Genomic DNA, 14,927 nt, shown 5'->3' on the forward strand with positions numbered 1-14,927 from the left:
CTCAATAGTCGTCATCGAAGTCATCATCGCTGATGACCTCGTCGGGCTCGTCGCTCATCTCGGGGATGACCGCCAGCGCCGGGTCGATGCCGGCGCGTTGCAGCAGCGCCACGATATCCTCGGGCAGCGGCGCCGCCCACTGGCGGAACTTGCCCGTGCTCGGGTGCAGCAGTCCCAGGCGCCCGGCCAGCAAGGCCTGGCGGGGGAAGACCGAGACCAGGTGATGCTTGCCATAGAGCGCATCGCCCACCAGCGGGAAACCCAGCGATTGCAGGTGCACCCGGATCTGGTGGGTGCGCCCGGTTTCCAGGCGGCAATGGATCAGGCTGACCGGCTTGCGATCGATCTCGCCAGTGGCCAGGCGACGGTAATGGGTCACTGCGGGCTTGGCCCGCATGCTCTGCGACACCGCCATCTTGATGCGGTCACGCGGATGACGCGCCATGGGCGCATTGATGGTGCCGGAGAGCTGTGGCAGCCCCCACACCAGGGCCAGATACTGGCGCTTCATGCTGCGCGCCTGCAGCTGACGCACCAGATCGGTCTGGGCGGCCAGGGTCTTGGCCACCACCATGATGCCGCTGGTGTCCTTGTCCAGCCGGTGCACGATGCCTGCGCGCGGCACCTTGGCCAGCGCCGGGCAGTGGTGCAGCAGGCCGTTGAGGAGCGTGCCGCTCCAGTTGCCGGCGGCAGGATGCACCACCAGGCCGGCCGGCTTGTTCAGGACGATCAGGGCCTTGTCCTCGTGCAGGATGTCCAGCGCCATCGGCTCGGGGCCATAGGGCTGGTCGGACGGCACGGACTGCGGGGCCACCTCCACCAGCTCATCGCCCAGCATGGTCATCTTGGCCTTGGCCGGCGCGCCGTTGACGGTCACATGGCCATCCTCGATCCATTGCTGGATGCGGCTGCGGGAAAACTCGGGCAGCAAGCCCGAGAGCACCTTGTCCAGACGCTGCCCGATGACCTCGTCGTCCAGGCGCAGGGTGAGTGGCTCCAGGCCGGGGCCGATCTCGTCGCCATCGTGGGCGTCATCGAAATCGTCCGCCTGCGGGAGGTCGGTATGGACTGGCGTATCGCCATTTGTAATCTGAAGGGGTTTCTTACGTGACATCAGCTATAATCGCCGGATCGGGTTGATTGTATTTCGGGTATCGATGCAGCCGGCTCGGGTAGGCGCACAGCGCCATGCACAACTGATAAGTCCCAGACAAGCACACAAGAGTCATGCACAAAATCTTATTGAAGTTCTTCATCATCGGTTTTGCCCTCTCGCTGACCGCCTGCGGCCTCTTGCCGGAACAAAAGGACGAGACGACCGGCTGGTCTGCCGCGAAATTATACTCGGAAGCCAAGGACGAACTGAATGCCGGCGGCTACGACAAGGCCATCAAGTACTTCGAGAAGCTGGAATCGCGCTACCCGTTCGGCACCTACGCGCAGCAGGCCCAGATGGACATCGCCTATGCCTACTACCGCCAGAACGAGCAGGCGCAAGGCCTGGCGGCGGTGGACCGCTTCATCAAGCTGCACCCGAACCACCCCAATGTGGACTACATGTACTACCTGCGCGGCCTGATCAATTTCAATGACCGCACCAGCATCTTCGATACCTTCACCGACCAGGACAACACCGAACGCGACCCCAAGGCCATGCGTGACGCCTTCGACTCGTTCAAGCTGCTGGCCGAACGTTTCCCGGACAGCAAGTACACCCCGGACGCCATTGCCCGCATGAAATACCTGGTCAACGCCATGTCCCAGTACGACGTCCACGTGGCCAGCTACTACTTCCGCCGTGGCGCCTACGTCTCGGCCGCCAACCGCGCCCAGTCGGCCATCAAGCAATACCCGGACTCGCCGGCCAACGAAGAAGCGCTGTTCATCCTGATGCGCTCCTACGAGGCGCTAGGCCAGACCAAGCTCAAGGAAGACACCGAGCGCATCATCCAGGCCACCTACCCCAACAGCCCCTGGTACAACGGCGGTCCCAAGCCCAAGTCCAAGCCCTGGTGGAAACTCTGGTAAGCGCCCCTCGACCGGATTGGCCTGCCCCACAAAAAACCCCTGTCTGCCGACAGGGGTTTTTCGTTTCTGCGCGTGCCGCTCACCTCATGTGGCGCAGACTGGCGGCCGGCGATGCGCCCAGGGCGCGGCCTGCTCCAGTTGTGCGGCCACGGCCAAGAGCAGCGTGTCGTCGCCAAAGCCGGCGCAGAAGTGCGAACCGATCGGCAAGCCCTGGTCGTTCCAGTGCAGCGGCACCGACATGGCCGGCTGGCCGCTGGCGTTGCATAGCGCCGTGAAGGGAGAAAAACCATGGAAGGTGTGGATCAGCTCAGCCACGGACTGCTCCTCCCGCACGGTCAGGGCGCCGATGCGCGCCGGTGGCTGCGCCATGGTCGGTGTGAGGATCAGGTCATAGCGCTGCATCAGCTCGGCCATGCGGCGTCCGAATGCATGCAGGTAATCCACCGCCGCCGCATAGTCAGCCCCTGACAGCTGGCCCTTGTCGCGCAGGATGACGCGGTGGCGCGCTTCCAGCGCCTGCTCGTCCAGCGGCTGGCCCGCCATGCGCGCCAGCAGGTTCATCAGGTTGCGGGTCTGCGAACCGATGATGGTGAAGACGGTGTCGTAGAACTCCAGTCCATCCACTGGCAAGCAGGTCTCTTCCACATGATGGCCCAGTTGCTGGCACAGCGCCGCCGTCCTCTGCACGGCCTCGCTGCAGTCAGGATGGGTGGGCCAGGGCGGCAGATGCGTCACCAGGCCAATACGCAAGCCCTGCGGCGCAGCGCCGGTGGCCGCCGCCAGGAAACTCTGGCGGTAATGCGGCGCTGCATAGGGCGCGCCCAGATCGGCCCCCGCCAGTTGATCGAGCACGGCGGCGCTGTCACGCACCGACAGGCTCATGACATGGCTGGTGCTCATGCCCGCCCAGCCCTCGCCAGCCAACGGCCCCATCGGCATGAGTCCGCGCGAGGGCTTCAGCCCGAACACCCCGCAGGCCGAGGCCGGCACCCGTAGCGAGCCGCCGCCATCGTTGCCGTGCGCAATGGGCAGCACGCGCGCGGCCACCAGCGCCGCCGCCGCACCACTGGAACCACCGCAACTATGATCCAGCGACCAGGGATTGCGGGTGGCGCCGAACAGCCGCGACTCGGTCGTATAGGAGGTGCCGAATTCAGGCGACGTGGTGGTGCCGAAGATCGTAAAGCCGGCCTTCTTCAAGCGCGTCACCAGCTCGGCGTCGACCGGCATGACATTGTCCTTGAGCAGCAGCGAACCATTGCTCATCCTGGCGCCCGCCAAGGGCGTAAACAGATCCTTGGTCAGCAGCGGCACGCCACGGAAAGGCCCATCGGGCAAGCCCTGGGCCACGCTTTGCTCACCCAGGTGGTAGAGCTTCTCGGCAACGGCGTTGAGCGCAGGATTGACCTGCTCGAGGCGCTCGATGGCCTGCGCCAATGCCTCGCCGGGAGAAAGTTCACCCTGGCCGATGCGCTGGGCCAGATCAAGTCCATCCTGCGGACGGACCAGGGAAGAAGAAGAGACGGTATGCATGGATGGATCGCTTTCGTGCAAAGAGGTGCGCGACGCCCGGCGGACATCGCGCAACAGTGAAAGAAAACAGCGAAAAAAATCAGGAAATGCGCGCAAGCGCCTGCACTCAGTGCGCCACTGGCCCCGACTGCAGCCGCGCATGGCGCAGGCCGACCACCAGCCAGACCAGCGCCAGCACCATCGTCAGCAGGGCCCAGACCAGGATGGCGTTGGCCAGCCCGGCCGGCATGCCGCCCAGCGGCTGGGCGATGGCGGTGATGATGAGCGGACTGGCGAACTGGCCCAGATAGAGACAGGCGGTGAACGCCCCCACGCCGCGCGCCCGCAGATGCGGCGGCAAGCCCAGCAACAGCGGCAAGGATGCATTGGAGACCAGGAAGCCCGCGCCCACCCCCTGCAGCACCATCGCCGCCAGCACGACCGCATAGGACGGCGCCAAGGCCAGCACGCACAGCCCTGCGGCCATGCAACCCAGCAGCAAGGCATTGACGCCCGCCACGCCGATGCGCTCACGCACGAAGGGCCAGGCGATCGAGCCGATCAAGGTACACAGGATGGCCAGGCCGGCCGCCGCACCGATGAGCGAGGTCGAGGTGACGCCGCGCATGACCAGCACCGTGGGCGTCATCACCGTCACCACGAAGCAGGTCACCATGCCGGCAAAGATCAGGAAGCAGGCCGTCAACACGGTGCGCCGCACCCCGCCGTTCAGGGCAGGCGCGGCATGGCTGTCTTCCTGGCGCCGATCCGGCTCCCACAGCCAGGCGGCGATGGCGGGCAGCATCAGCAGCGGCGTCAGATACAGCAGGAAAGGCGTGCGCCACGAGCCCTCCCCGGCCACACCGCCAATGACGAAGAACAAGGCGCCCACCACGCCGATGGTGATCACCTGGCGGTTGATGTAGCGCATGCGCTCACGCGGCGGCCAGTAGTCGGCAATGAGCGTGGTGCAACAGGTCATGATGAGCGCTTCGGCGCAACCGAACAGCAGGCGGCTCAACAGGATCAGCCTGAGCTCATGCAGCAGCACCGGCAGCGCGCCGAACAGCGCATACAGCAGGCAACCCAGCAGCAGCATGGACTTGCGTCCGAAGCGGTCGGCCAGCATGCCGGCCACGGGCGCGAACAGGGCGATGGCCAGCGCCGGCCCGGCCACGATCAAGGGCGCCAGCGTGAGCGCGTCCGCTTCGACGGCGGCAAATTCGGCGGTGATCTTGGGCAGCATCGGGGCGATCATGACCGACCCCATGATGGTGAGGCTGCTGGCCAGCTGGATGACCAGGCCCTGCCGTGGTCCGGCCACGGAACGAGGGAACAGCGAGGCGTGCATGGTGATCCTCCTCAGAACGTCATGGCCAGGCGCAGCGCCAGGTTGTAGCCCTCGGCGCGATTGCGCGCACCGAACTCCTGATAGCCGTGCAGCGTGACCAGCGGCAGCCCAGGCTGGGCGAAACTCACCGCGGGTCCCAGCGCATAGACTCGGCCGCGATTGCCGTCCCCGGAACCGGGGCCGCTGTCATCGCTCAGTTGCCGGTAGACATACCCCGCCAGCCCTGCGGTCCAGGACTGGATGTGCTGGCCGATGGCGAACTCCTGGCGGTATTCGACGCCGCTGCGGTAGCGCGTGGCCGGGTTGACGGTATTCACATTGAGCGACACCTGGGTCGAGAGCTCCAGGCCGGAGGACGTGATGTAGGTCGCCCCGACAAAGGGGGAATAGGTCCAGTGATTGACCCCGGCGTTGAAGGCCTTGCTGGTGCTGTAGGCGCCGGTCGGCGCCTGGATCATCAGGCCGGCATTGACGAATACGCTGGGCGGCAGTTGCCAGGCCAGGATGAAGGGCAACACCTGCATGTCGCCCAGGCCGGAATCCCGGCCTGAGACCGACAAGGGGCCTGCGGGCGTGCCGACCTTGAGCCCGCCGCTGATGTCGATGAAGGGCAGCACGCCACCCACACCGAACCTGGCGCCGAGCACCTCGACATCGGTCATGTAGAAGTAGGCCAGGGCCAGCGTCTTGACGTCGATGTGGAAGTCATTGGGGATGGACTTGCCCGCGCCATCCTTGAGGGTCGAGGCCGAATAGTAGGACGCCCGCACGCCGACGGTGCCGAAAGGCGATGACGGCGGCAGCATGCCCGCGCCGAAATCGGTGATGCCGATGGGCGTGATGGTGGCGCCCCGCTCGACCGCCTGCGCAGGCAGGGAGAAGAACGCGCCAAGACAGACTACGGAGAGTGCGGAACAAGCGGCGGCGCTGGCGCGGCGCCCGGTGCAGCAGATGTCATTCATGTTATGCCCCAAACCTTTCTTGTGAAGTGGTTCGGGGATTCTAGAAAGAGGCTTCTGCGCGCCGTTATCCGTTTTGGGAAGTGATCCGTTGTGCAGCGCGGCGCGCCGCCGGCGGCGCGTAGGGCCGCAAGGTCTTGGAGGGCAGCTCGCCGAACATGTCGCGGTAGTCGGCGGCAAAGCGGCTCAGGTGCCAGAAACCCCAGTCGGCGGCGATATCACCGATAGAGACCTCCAGGCCGGCGCGACGCGCCTCTACCAGGGCCTTGCGCACCTGGTTGAGCCGTTCGGCCCGTACGAATTCAATGGCGGGAATGCCCACGGAGGTATTGAAGCAGGTCTGCAAGTGCCGCCGGCTCACCCCCAGATGGGCCGCCACCTGGGTCATGGTGGCGCGTTCGGGGGCGTCGCCGCGCATGAGCCGGCGGGCCTGGTCGATCAGGCGCTTGTGATCGGTCTCGCGCAGCGCTTCGACACGATGCACCGAACCCAGCACGTCCAGCAAGGCCTCCAGCACCATGTCCTCGGCCAGGCTGCCGCCGCCCGCGCTGGAGCGCGGCGCCAACGCGCAGTGGCCGATGGACGGGCTCGGCTGGCCCAGGCGCGCCTGGCCGGGCAAGAGCGGAAACAATCTGCGCAGCACCAGCGCGTGCTCATGCCATGCTGCGAAGCAGCGCAGGTCGCGTGCGCTGCCAGCGATCTGCCGGCTGGCGCCGTCGCCGATGCGCTCGCTGAGCCATTGCCGGTCTACTACGATGAACACCAGGTCCAGCTCTGCGGGGGTAATGATCTCGGGCAACGCTTCGCCATCGGCCACCAGGCTGGCCTGCGGATCGACCGCCCGGCCCGAGAGCCAGCCGCGCCCACGCGCCTGGACCACGAAGCTGAACACCAGCGAGCCCGGCCAGTTCACGCCGCGCTTGAGCAAGGGCTTGTCGGAACGTTCGCGATAGATCTGGATATGCCCCAGCTGGCTCATCGACAGCGAGTAATTGAGCTTGCCCGGCGACATCTGCAACAGATCGAGCTGGCCGGCCTTCAGGCTCAGGCGGGCCTCATCGAGCGAATAGACCGTGAAACTGCCTACCGGCAGCGGCGCGGCGAAGTACTGCGGCTGGGCATCATCGGGCTTGACGGTCACCATCGGCTTGGGGTCTCCGAACAACACCAGGCTGCCAGCCTGGACCTGGCAGCAACAAACCCGCGCACAGGACGGGGCTGGATTGCCACGGGTGCGGTGGTCTGCGCCGCCCTCACCCGTTTGCAGTGAGCATAGCGCAGCCAGTGTTCAAATGACCATAGGGAATGTGCCGGGGAAGGAAATACTGCGCATTTGCAACGCGGCACATCGTTGCAAATGATTTATATCTTTTACGCCATGATTGCCGGCAGGACAGGCCTTGCTTGCCCGCCGGCCGGCAATCATTTGCAGTCAGCTGCAGTCAACGACAGCCACCCGCGATCAGGCTTCCAGCTTGCGGCGGAACACCCAGTTCTTCTCGCTGGAGGCCTCGGGGGCGAAGGCATAGCCTTCCAGGTCGAAGGCCTTGAGCTTTTCAGGCTGGTTGATGTTGTTCAGGGCCGCATAGCGGGCCATCAGCCCGCGCGCGCGCTTGGCGTAGAAGGAGATGATCTTGTACTTGCCGCCCTTCCAGTCCTCGAATACCGGTGCGATCACCTGGGCCTTGAGCAGCTTGGGCTTGACCACCTTGAAATATTCCTCCGAGGCCAGGTTCACCAGCACCGGCGTCTTCTGCGCCACCAGCTCGCCATTAAGGGCCTCGGTGATCTCGCTGCCCCAGAAGGCGTAGAGGTCCTTGCCACCCGGATTGGCCAGCTTGGTGCCCATTTCCAGGCGATAGGGCTGCATCAGGTCCAGCGGTCGCAGCATGCCGTACAGGCCCGAGAGAATGCGCACGTGGCCTTGCAGGTAGTCGAGCTGGCGGGCGTTCAGGGACGCCGCATCCAGCCCTTCGTAGACATCGCCATTGAAGGCCAGCACGGCCTGCTTGGCGTTCTTGGTGCTGAACTTGCGCGACCAGCTGGCATAGCGGTTCACGTTGAGCACGGCCAATTGGTCGGAAATACCCATGAGGCTGCCGATCTCGGCCGGCGACTTGGTCTTGAGCACCTCGATCAGTTCAGCCGAGCGCGGCACGAAGGCCGGGGTGGTATGGACATCGGTGGTGGGGGGCGTGTCATAGTCCAGCGACTTGGCGGGAGACAAAACAATCAGCATGAGGCGTTCATCCAATGATCAGGTTGGGACAAGTTGGCCGCCATGATACCGAAAGCGGGCAGCTTGCGCCCACCGGCCCATCCGCAAGCGCGGCGATGCCCTGATCTGGCCAGCGAAAACGCAGCTGTCGCGCCTTTGCTGATGAGCTTGCAGCTTCTACACTGAAACAGGCATCAGGTGCATAGACCGCACCCCGCATGCACCAAAGCGGGGCGAGACCAGGGGATGAATCGCAGGATTCAAGTTCAAGCCGTAACTTGCCGTTAATCAACAGGAAATCAACAGGACAAGCAGGCAAGCGTAACTGGCCCGGCACTTCAGCCGCAAGCCGTTGTCCATACCAGCAGGAGCCGCGCCCCGCAGCTCCCCATACGCCAATACGCCCATGCCGCCAACACCGCCAATGGCAAGGAGGAGATCATGAAACGCGACAAAGCCCTCATGGGAGAAATCCTGAAGCAGCTGGCATCCTTCGGCACCCTCTACGGCGACGTCGAGAAGATCCAGAGCGCCCTGCCCGGCCAGGTGGCGCCGGAAGTGATCCTGCACCACCTGCGCCTGCTCTATGACCGTGGGCTGGCGGCGGTGGACATGCATAATTTCTGGCGCGTCACCGATCAGGGGTATGATGCGCTCGAGGCGGGCGGCGATCTCTTCAGCAAGCACGACGCGCCGCCGCCCGGCCACCGTGGCATCGACAACTAGTTTCATCCCTGGCATTCAATGAGCATCCTGGCAACACCCTCCGTCCCCGCCCCGCTTTCCCTCCCGCCGACCGCTGCCGCGCCCCCAGGGCGCCAGCGGGTGGTGCTGGACACCAATGTCTGCCTGGACCTGTTCGTCTTCCGCGATCCGCGCTGGGCCGCCTTGCTGCAGGCCCTGGAAGACGGCAGCGTGGAGGCCTACACCCGCGAGGATTGCCGCAGCGAATGGCTGGCCGTGCTGGAGTATCCGCACCTGCCGGTCACTGCCGAGAACAAGCCGGCCATCTGCGCCGACTTCGACCGCCTGCTGCACTGCCTGCCGCTGGCCGAGGTCAACACCTTCGGCCTGCCGCTCTGCACCGACCGCGACGACCAGAAATTCCTGGAACTGGCCCTGCAATGCCGCGCCCATGTCCTGGTGAGCAAGGACAAGGCCGTGCTCAAGCTCGCCAAGCGCACCCTCAAGCGCGGGCTGTTCGCCATCGTGCCGCCGCAGCATTGGCGCGCCGACGCCTTCCTCGCGCCGCCGGCCTGAACCGCGCCAGGAATCCGGCTAGAATATCGGGCTTGCGATCATCACAAGAACGAGCCCGCTGCCATGAGCACCCCCAACATCGTCACCAAGCTGCCCAAGGTGGGCACCACCATCTTCACCGTCATGTCGGCCCTGGCCAGCGAAAAAGGCGCGGTCAACCTGGGCCAGGGATTCCCTGACTTCCATTGCGACCCGGCCCTGGTGGCCGCCGTCACCCAGGCCATGCAGGAAGGGCTGAACCAGTACCCGCCCATGGCCGGCGTGCCGGTGCTGCGCGAAGCGATCGCCGAGAAGGTCGAGAAGCTCTACGGTCATCGCTATGACCCGGTCTCCGAGATCACCGTCACCGCCGGCGCCACCCAGGGCATCCTGACCTCGGTGCTGTGCGCGGTCCATCCGGGCGATGAAGTCATCGTCATCGAACCGGTCTACGACTGCTACGTGCCGGCCATCGAGCTGGCTGGCGGCGTGCCGGTGTTCGTGCAGATGGAAGTGGGGGCGCAGGGCTACAGCATCCCCTGGGACAAGGTCAAGGCGGCCGTCACCCCCAAGACCCGCATGATCATGGTCAACACCCCGCACAACCCGACCGGCAGCGTCATGCGCGCGGCCGACGTGGCGGCGCTGGCCGACATCGTGCGCGGCACCGACATCCTGATCCTCTCCGACGAGGTCTATGAGCACATGGTCTACGATGGCCAGCCGCATGAATCGCTGGCGCGCCATCCCGAACTGGCCGAGCGCAGCTTCATCAATTCCAGCTTCGGCAAGACCTACCACGTCACCGGCTGGAAGGTCGGCTATGTGGCCGCACCGGCGGCGCTCACGGCGGAGTTCCGCAAGGTCCACCAGTTCAACGTCTTCACCGTCAACACCCCCGTGCAATACGGCCTGGCCGCCTACATGAAGGACCCGGCCCCCTACCTGGACCTGCCGGCCTTCTACCAGCACAAGCGTGACCTGTTCCGCACCGGCCTGGCCAATACCCGCTTCGAACTGCTGCCTTCGCAAGGCACCTACTTCCAGTGCGTGAAGTACGGCGCCATCTCCGCGCTGCCCGAGGCCGAATTCTGCAAGTGGCTCACCAGCGAGATCGGCGTGGCCGCCATCCCGGTCTCGGCGTTCTACAACACGCCCAGGGAATCGGGCATCGTGCGCTTCTGCTTCGCCAAGAAGGATGAAACGCTGCAACTGGCGCTGGAGCGGCTGGCAAAGCTGTAAGGCCATCGCCCCGTAAATCATTTATATCATTTTCCGTTCCGTGACCTCCCCCCTCAACACGACACGCAAAAAAAGGACATCCATGATTGACGTCTACAGCTGGGCCACGCCCAACGGCCACAAGGTCCACATCATGCTGGAAGAATGCGGCCTGCCCTACACCGCCCACGCCATCGATATCGGCGCCGGCGACCAGTTCACGCCTGAATTCCTGAAGATCTCGCCCAACAACAAGATCCCCGCCATCGTCGATCCCGATGGTCCCGATGGCGAGCCGATCTCGCTGTTCGAGTCCGGTGCGATCCTGATCTACCTGGCCGGCAAGACCGGCCGTTTCCTGGGCGAGACCACGCGCGAGAAGTATGAAGTGCTGCAATGGGTGATGTTCCAGATGGGCGGCCTGGGACCGATGCTGGGCCAGGCGCACCACTTCCGCCTGTATGCGCCCGAGCAGATCGAATACGCCGTGAACCGCTACACCAACGAAGCGCGCCGCCTCTATCAGGTGATGGACAAGCAGCTCGGCCAGCACGCCTACCTGGCCGGCGAGCACTACACCATCGCCGATATAGCCTGCTTCCCCTGGACCCGTTCGCACAAGAACCAGGGCATCGATCTGGACGACTTCCCCAACGTCAAGCGCTGGTACGACGCCATCAGCGCGCGTCCGGCCGTGCAGCGCGGCGTGACCGTGCTGGCCGACAAGCGCAAGCCGCTGCATGACGACAAGGCAAAGGAACTGCTGTTCGGCAAGAGCCAGTACCAGAAACGCTGAACCCGCAGCTGACGGAGTCAGCGGGCGGCGCGATCAGCCGCTCCGGGCAGACCCAAAGGGCGCAAACTCGACACGGTTGCGCCCTTTTTCCTTGGCGCGGTACAAGGCGTCATCGCTGGCCCGCAAGACCTGCTCCTGACCGGCGCTGTCGGCCTGCATCAGGGCCACGCCGATGGACAGGGTCACCTTCACTTCGCGCTCATCATGGATCAGCGGCTGGCCGGCGAAGCGATTCTGCAGGCGTGCGGCAAAGTCCGCCGCCGCCTGCTGGTCAGCACCGGTCAGGATGATGGCAAACTCTTCCCCGCCCAGGCGACCGGCGGTATCACTCCGGCGCAACTGGCTCTTGAGCACGGTGGCGAAGTGCCTCAGCACCAGATCGCCGACGGCATGACCCAGGCTGTCATTGATGCGCTTGAAATGATCCAGGTCGCACATCAGCACCGCAGCGCCCGCCGTGACGCTGCGCTGGATGCGGCTGTATTCCTCTTGCAGGCGCTGCATGAAGTAACGGCGATTGGGCAACTGCGTGAGGTAGTCGGTCAGGGCGAATTCCTGCAGCTCCAGCTCGATGGCCTTGCTCTGGCTGATATCGCTGATGAAGCCGTGCCACAGCGTGGTGCCATCGTCGAGCCGGCGCGGCCTGGACTGGCCGCGCAGCCAGCGCACGCCCTGGCCCGGCGGCAGCACCCTGAATTCCAGCGTCCAGTGCGCCGCCCCACCCAGCACGGCCTCGCGCGCCGCCTCGTAGAGCGGCATGTCGTCCGGATGGATCACGGTATCGATGATGGCCGGGTTCTCCAGCAGTTGCTGGGGCGTCAGGCCATAGGTCTCGCGCGCGCCCTCGCTGACATAGGTGAAATAGCCGGGCGCACCCGGCGGCACCTTGAACTGGAACACCATGCCGGGAATTTCACTGGTGAGGTAGTCGAGCATGCGGCTGCTCTTGCCCAGCTTTTCGGTGAGCCGCTTGATCTCGGTGATGTCGGTGGTGGTGCCGATCATGCGCAGCGCATTGCCCTGTGCATCACGCGCCACCACCTTGCCGCGACTGCTGATCCACTTGTAGCTGCCATCCTGGCAGCGGATGCGGTGCTCGACCTCGTAGTGATCGGACCTGGCCTCGAAATGCTGGCGGATGGTCTGCTGCACGTAAGCCAGGTCATCGGGATGGATGCGCTGGTAGGCGTCGGCCAGGTGACTGGACAGCTCCCAGTCCTCGTAACCGAGGATGGCTTTCCAGCCGCGCGAGTAATACATCTCGCCGGTGACCGCGTTACGGTCCCAGATCCCGGTGCCGCTGCCCTCGATGGCCAGCGCCATGCGTTCGTAGGCCTGGTCGGGGGCGTCGCGCGGGGTGAGCACATGGCCCGGCACCAGCGCACGCTCGATGGCCAGCATGGCCATGGACACGGCCGCGCTGACCGTCTGCCGATAGGCCTGGTCTTCCTCGAAGCCGCTGTCGGCGTCGGTGGCCGCGATCATCATGAGGCCGGCAAGCTGCCCGGCAAAGGAACGCAGCGGCAGCATCTCGGCCAGGCGTACGCCATGGCGGCCCGCCAGCTCATCGAAACGCTGCCAGACATCGGGGGTGTCGGCGGCCTCGGCCGGCAAGTCCTGGATCTGCGCTACCAACGCCGGCGCCATGTACGGCACCGCGCCTGCCTGCATGCGGCGGGCCTGGTCATCGTAGAGGAAGATGGCGAGCCAGCGTTCGGGATAGGCCTGGGCAAAACCGACCGCGATGCGATCGAGCAATTGGTCCAGCGGTGCGCCGCGGGCGATATAGGTCAGCGTGAGCTGATGGTAGGCCAGCGCCTTCTCATGGAAGGCGCTGTCGGCACGGTGTGGAGGTCGTTCTGACGTCATGGCGGCTTCATCGACAAACACGCGGCAGTCCGGGGCACAGTTACCCGGCGGGTGCAGTGGCGCATCGTCGCCACATGCAATGGCACCTTAGCACCATCCATTGCCAGACTGCACGAAATGATTGGCTGCGCGGCAACGACGATGCAAGCAGGCCACAAACTCCGTGAGCATCTGCGAGGAATCCTGCGGCCATGCCGACTGGATTGCTCAATAGCGACGCACCAGGAACTCGGCCACGCAGACCGGCTTGTCCATGCCTTCGCATTGCACCGTCACTTCCCAGGCCAGCTGCACGCCGGCGGGGATGGCTTCCACCGACTGCAGCACGATCACGCCGCGCACGCGTCGTCCCACCGGCAGCGGCGCAGGAAAACGCACGCGGTTGAGGCCGTAGTTGAGCAGCATCTTGACGTCCGGCCCGAGGTCGATGGCCTCGGTGAGCATGCGCGGCAGCAAGGCCAGCGTGAGGAAGCCATGCGCCACGGTGCCGCCATAGGGCAAGGCGCGCGCGGCGCGTTCGGGATCGACGTGGATCCACTGGTGGTCGCCGGTGGCCTCGGCAAAGCGATTGACCTGTTCCTGGGTAACGGTGATCCAGTCGCTGGTGGCCACTTCCTGGCCGGCCAGCGCCTGCAGTTCGTCGAGCGTGGCGATGCTGCGCATGCGGTTTCTCCTTGGTATGCCGGTCCGTCTGGTCGGCTCAGCCGTCCTGCCAGACCACGCGATTGCGTCCTTGCTGCTTGGCCAGGTACAGACGGCGGTCGGCGGCCTCGATCAGCTCACGCAGCTCCTGTTGCTCCTGCGGCACCAGGGTAGCCGCGCCCACGCTCACGGTGAGCCAGGCGCTCACGCTGGAGCCTTCGTGCGGCACCTGCAGCGATTCGACCAGATGGCAGACCTTCTGCGCGATGGCGTGGGCGCCATCCAGACCCGTGCGCGGCAGGATCATGGCGAACTCTTCACCGCCAAAGCGCGCCGACAGGTCGGCCGGACGCTGGATGCTGCTATCGAGGGCCTCGGCGACCTGGCGCAGCACGGCGTCGCCGGCAACGTGGCCGTAGTTGTCGTTGTAGAGCTTGAAGAAGTCCACATCGATGAGCAAGAGCGCCAGGTCCAGGCCGTCGCGCCGCGCCCGCCGCCATTCCGCACCGAGGTAGTCGTCGAAGTAGCGGCGGTTGGCGATGCCGGTCAGGCCATCGGTATTGGTCAGGCGCTGCAGCTCGAAATTGCTCTTCTGCAACTGCTGCTGGCTTTCGCGCAGGGCGCTGTAGGCGGCGTCGCGCTGCAGCAGGTTGATGTAGGAACGCGAATGGTAACGGATGCGCGCCACCAGCTCGATGACGTCGGGCAGCTTGACCATGTAGTCATTGGCGCCGCCGGCAAACGCATCGCGCTTGACCACGGCGTCATCGCGCGAGGACAGCACGATGATGGGCACATTGACCAGCACGGCGCTGGCGCGGTATTGCCGCACCAGGGTCATCCCGTCCACCCCTGGCATGACCAGGTCCTGCAGGATCACGGTGGGCCGGGTCCTTTCAGCCACGGTCAGCGCTTCCTCGGCACGGGTGCAGAAATGGAAATCGATGTGCGGCTCATTGGCCAGGGCGCGGCGGATCGCCTCGCCCACCATGGGCTGGTCATCGACCAGCAAGACCATGATCTTGTATTCATCCGCCGGCAGCGCTGGACTGACCAACGGGATGTCGGTATGCACCGAACTCATGCTGTATT

At 65.0% G+C, this 14,927-nt stretch carries 14 protein-coding genes; 5 read left to right on the forward strand and 9 right to left on the reverse strand.

All coding sequences use genetic code 11. From position 1 onward, the window contains the following. Window position 1: 1 nt before the first annotated feature. Window positions 2-1,114, reverse strand: coding sequence for an RluA family pseudouridine synthase (locus ACP92_RS15035; protein WP_013234960.1), 1,113 nt, complete (start codon window positions 1,112-1,114; stop codon window positions 2-4). Between the two features lie 113 nt (window positions 1,115-1,227). Here ACP92_RS15035 and ACP92_RS15040 point away from each other — a divergent pair, with 113 nt between their 5' ends. Next, window positions 1,228-2,028, forward strand: coding sequence for an outer membrane protein assembly factor BamD (locus tag ACP92_RS15040; protein ID WP_013234961.1), 801 nt, complete (start codon window positions 1,228-1,230; stop codon window positions 2,026-2,028). An 84-nt stretch (window positions 2,029-2,112) separates the two neighbouring features. On the opposite strand, the gene ACP92_RS15045 is transcribed toward ACP92_RS15040, so the two are convergent. From ACP92_RS15045 to yaaA, 5 genes are all read right to left on the reverse strand, one after another. After that, window positions 2,113-3,561 carry an amidase gene (locus tag ACP92_RS15045; protein WP_013234962.1) on the reverse strand — a complete coding sequence of 483 codons (1,449 nt, stop codon included), beginning with the start codon at window positions 3,559-3,561 and terminating at the stop codon, window positions 2,113-2,115. Window positions 3,562-3,667: 106 nt separating this feature from the next. Then, the gene (locus tag ACP92_RS15050; protein ID WP_216666011.1) at window positions 3,668-4,891 is read right to left on the reverse strand and encodes an MFS transporter; all 1,224 of its coding nucleotides are present in this window, start codon (window positions 4,889-4,891) and stop codon (window positions 3,668-3,670) included. Window positions 4,892-4,902: 11 nt separating this feature from the next. Next, a complete protein-coding gene (locus ACP92_RS15055) occupies window positions 4,903-5,853 on the reverse strand; it encodes a SphA family protein (RefSeq protein ID WP_048348585.1) in 951 nt (316 codons plus the stop codon). Between the two features lie 64 nt (window positions 5,854-5,917). Beyond that, window positions 5,918-7,018: a helix-turn-helix domain-containing protein gene (locus tag ACP92_RS15060; RefSeq protein ID WP_232284852.1), complete on the reverse strand. Its 1,101-nt coding sequence runs from the start codon at window positions 7,016-7,018 to the stop codon at window positions 5,918-5,920. Window positions 7,019-7,312: 294 nt separating this feature from the next. Then, window positions 7,313-8,089 (reverse strand): peroxide stress protein YaaA, encoded by a 777-nt coding sequence (gene yaaA / locus ACP92_RS15065; RefSeq protein ID WP_048348586.1) that lies wholly within the window; start codon window positions 8,087-8,089, stop codon window positions 7,313-7,315. A 420-nt stretch (window positions 8,090-8,509) separates the two neighbouring features. Between yaaA and ACP92_RS15070 the strand changes: the two genes are divergently transcribed. The 4 genes from ACP92_RS15070 (at window position 8,510) to ACP92_RS15085 (ending at window position 11,324) form a co-directional block, all read left to right on the forward strand. Beyond that, window positions 8,510-8,794: a hypothetical protein gene (locus ACP92_RS15070; RefSeq protein WP_013234967.1), complete on the forward strand. Its 285-nt coding sequence runs from the start codon at window positions 8,510-8,512 to the stop codon at window positions 8,792-8,794. A gap of 18 nt (window positions 8,795-8,812) precedes the next feature. Further along, a complete protein-coding gene (locus ACP92_RS15075; protein ID WP_013234968.1) occupies window positions 8,813-9,328 on the forward strand; it encodes a putative toxin-antitoxin system toxin component, PIN family in 516 nt (171 codons plus the stop codon). Between the two features lie 63 nt (window positions 9,329-9,391). Further along, the gene (locus ACP92_RS15080; RefSeq protein WP_013234969.1) at window positions 9,392-10,549 is read left to right on the forward strand and encodes a pyridoxal phosphate-dependent aminotransferase; all 1,158 of its coding nucleotides are present in this window, start codon (window positions 9,392-9,394) and stop codon (window positions 10,547-10,549) included. An 82-nt stretch (window positions 10,550-10,631) separates the two neighbouring features. Next, window positions 10,632-11,324: a glutathione binding-like protein gene (locus tag ACP92_RS15085; RefSeq protein ID WP_013234970.1), complete on the forward strand. Its 693-nt coding sequence runs from the start codon at window positions 10,632-10,634 to the stop codon at window positions 11,322-11,324. Between the two features lie 33 nt (window positions 11,325-11,357). Here ACP92_RS15085 and ACP92_RS15090 read toward each other — a convergent pair whose 3' ends face one another. The 3 genes from ACP92_RS15090 to ACP92_RS15100 all read right to left on the reverse strand — a co-directional run bounded on the left by ACP92_RS15090 (window position 11,358) and on the right by ACP92_RS15100 (window position 14,919). Then, window positions 11,358-13,193, reverse strand: coding sequence for a sensor domain-containing diguanylate cyclase (locus ACP92_RS15090; RefSeq protein WP_013234971.1), 1,836 nt, complete (start codon window positions 13,191-13,193; stop codon window positions 11,358-11,360). A 207-nt stretch (window positions 13,194-13,400) separates the two neighbouring features. Further along, window positions 13,401-13,856 carry a MaoC family dehydratase gene (locus ACP92_RS15095; RefSeq protein WP_048348587.1) on the reverse strand — a complete coding sequence of 152 codons (456 nt, stop codon included), beginning with the start codon at window positions 13,854-13,856 and terminating at the stop codon, window positions 13,401-13,403. Between the two features lie 37 nt (window positions 13,857-13,893). After that, the gene (locus tag ACP92_RS15100; RefSeq protein ID WP_013234973.1) at window positions 13,894-14,919 is read right to left on the reverse strand and encodes a GGDEF domain-containing response regulator; all 1,026 of its coding nucleotides are present in this window, start codon (window positions 14,917-14,919) and stop codon (window positions 13,894-13,896) included. Between the last annotated feature and the right edge of the window lie 8 nt (window positions 14,920-14,927).

The organism is Herbaspirillum seropedicae (assembly GCF_001040945.1).
In the GTDB taxonomy this organism is placed as follows: domain Bacteria; phylum Pseudomonadota; class Gammaproteobacteria; order Burkholderiales; family Burkholderiaceae_D; genus Herbaspirillum; species Herbaspirillum seropedicae.

What these genes read in the sequence shown, in the direction of transcription:
- ACP92_RS15035 (WP_013234960.1), bottom strand. Translation starts at nt 1,114, where the DNA reads ATGTCACGTAAGAAACCCCTTCAGATTACAAATGGCGATACGCCAGTC.
- ACP92_RS15040 (WP_013234961.1), top strand. Translation starts at nt 1,228, where the DNA reads ATGCACAAAATCTTATTGAAGTTCTTCATCATCGGTTTTGCCCTCTCG.
- ACP92_RS15045 (WP_013234962.1), bottom strand. Translation starts at nt 3,561, where the DNA reads ATGCATACCGTCTCTTCTTCTTCCCTGGTCCGTCCGCAGGATGGACTT.
- ACP92_RS15050 (WP_216666011.1), bottom strand. Translation starts at nt 4,891, where the DNA reads ATGCACGCCTCGCTGTTCCCTCGTTCCGTGGCCGGACCACGGCAGGGC.
- ACP92_RS15055 (WP_048348585.1), bottom strand. Translation starts at nt 5,853, where the DNA reads ATGAATGACATCTGCTGCACCGGGCGCCGCGCCAGCGCCGCCGCTTGT.
- yaaA (WP_048348586.1), bottom strand. Translation starts at nt 8,089, where the DNA reads ATGCTGATTGTTTTGTCTCCCGCCAAGTCGCTGGACTATGACACGCCC.
- ACP92_RS15070 (WP_013234967.1), top strand. Translation starts at nt 8,510, where the DNA reads ATGAAACGCGACAAAGCCCTCATGGGAGAAATCCTGAAGCAGCTGGCA.
- ACP92_RS15075 (WP_013234968.1), top strand. Translation starts at nt 8,813, where the DNA reads ATGAGCATCCTGGCAACACCCTCCGTCCCCGCCCCGCTTTCCCTCCCG.
- ACP92_RS15080 (WP_013234969.1), top strand. Translation starts at nt 9,392, where the DNA reads ATGAGCACCCCCAACATCGTCACCAAGCTGCCCAAGGTGGGCACCACC.
- ACP92_RS15085 (WP_013234970.1), top strand. Translation starts at nt 10,632, where the DNA reads ATGATTGACGTCTACAGCTGGGCCACGCCCAACGGCCACAAGGTCCAC.
- ACP92_RS15090 (WP_013234971.1), bottom strand. Translation starts at nt 13,193, where the DNA reads ATGACGTCAGAACGACCTCCACACCGTGCCGACAGCGCCTTCCATGAG.
- ACP92_RS15095 (WP_048348587.1), bottom strand. Translation starts at nt 13,856, where the DNA reads ATGCGCAGCATCGCCACGCTCGACGAACTGCAGGCGCTGGCCGGCCAG.
- ACP92_RS15100 (WP_013234973.1), bottom strand. Translation starts at nt 14,919, where the DNA reads ATGAGTTCGGTGCATACCGACATCCCGTTGGTCAGTCCAGCGCTGCCG.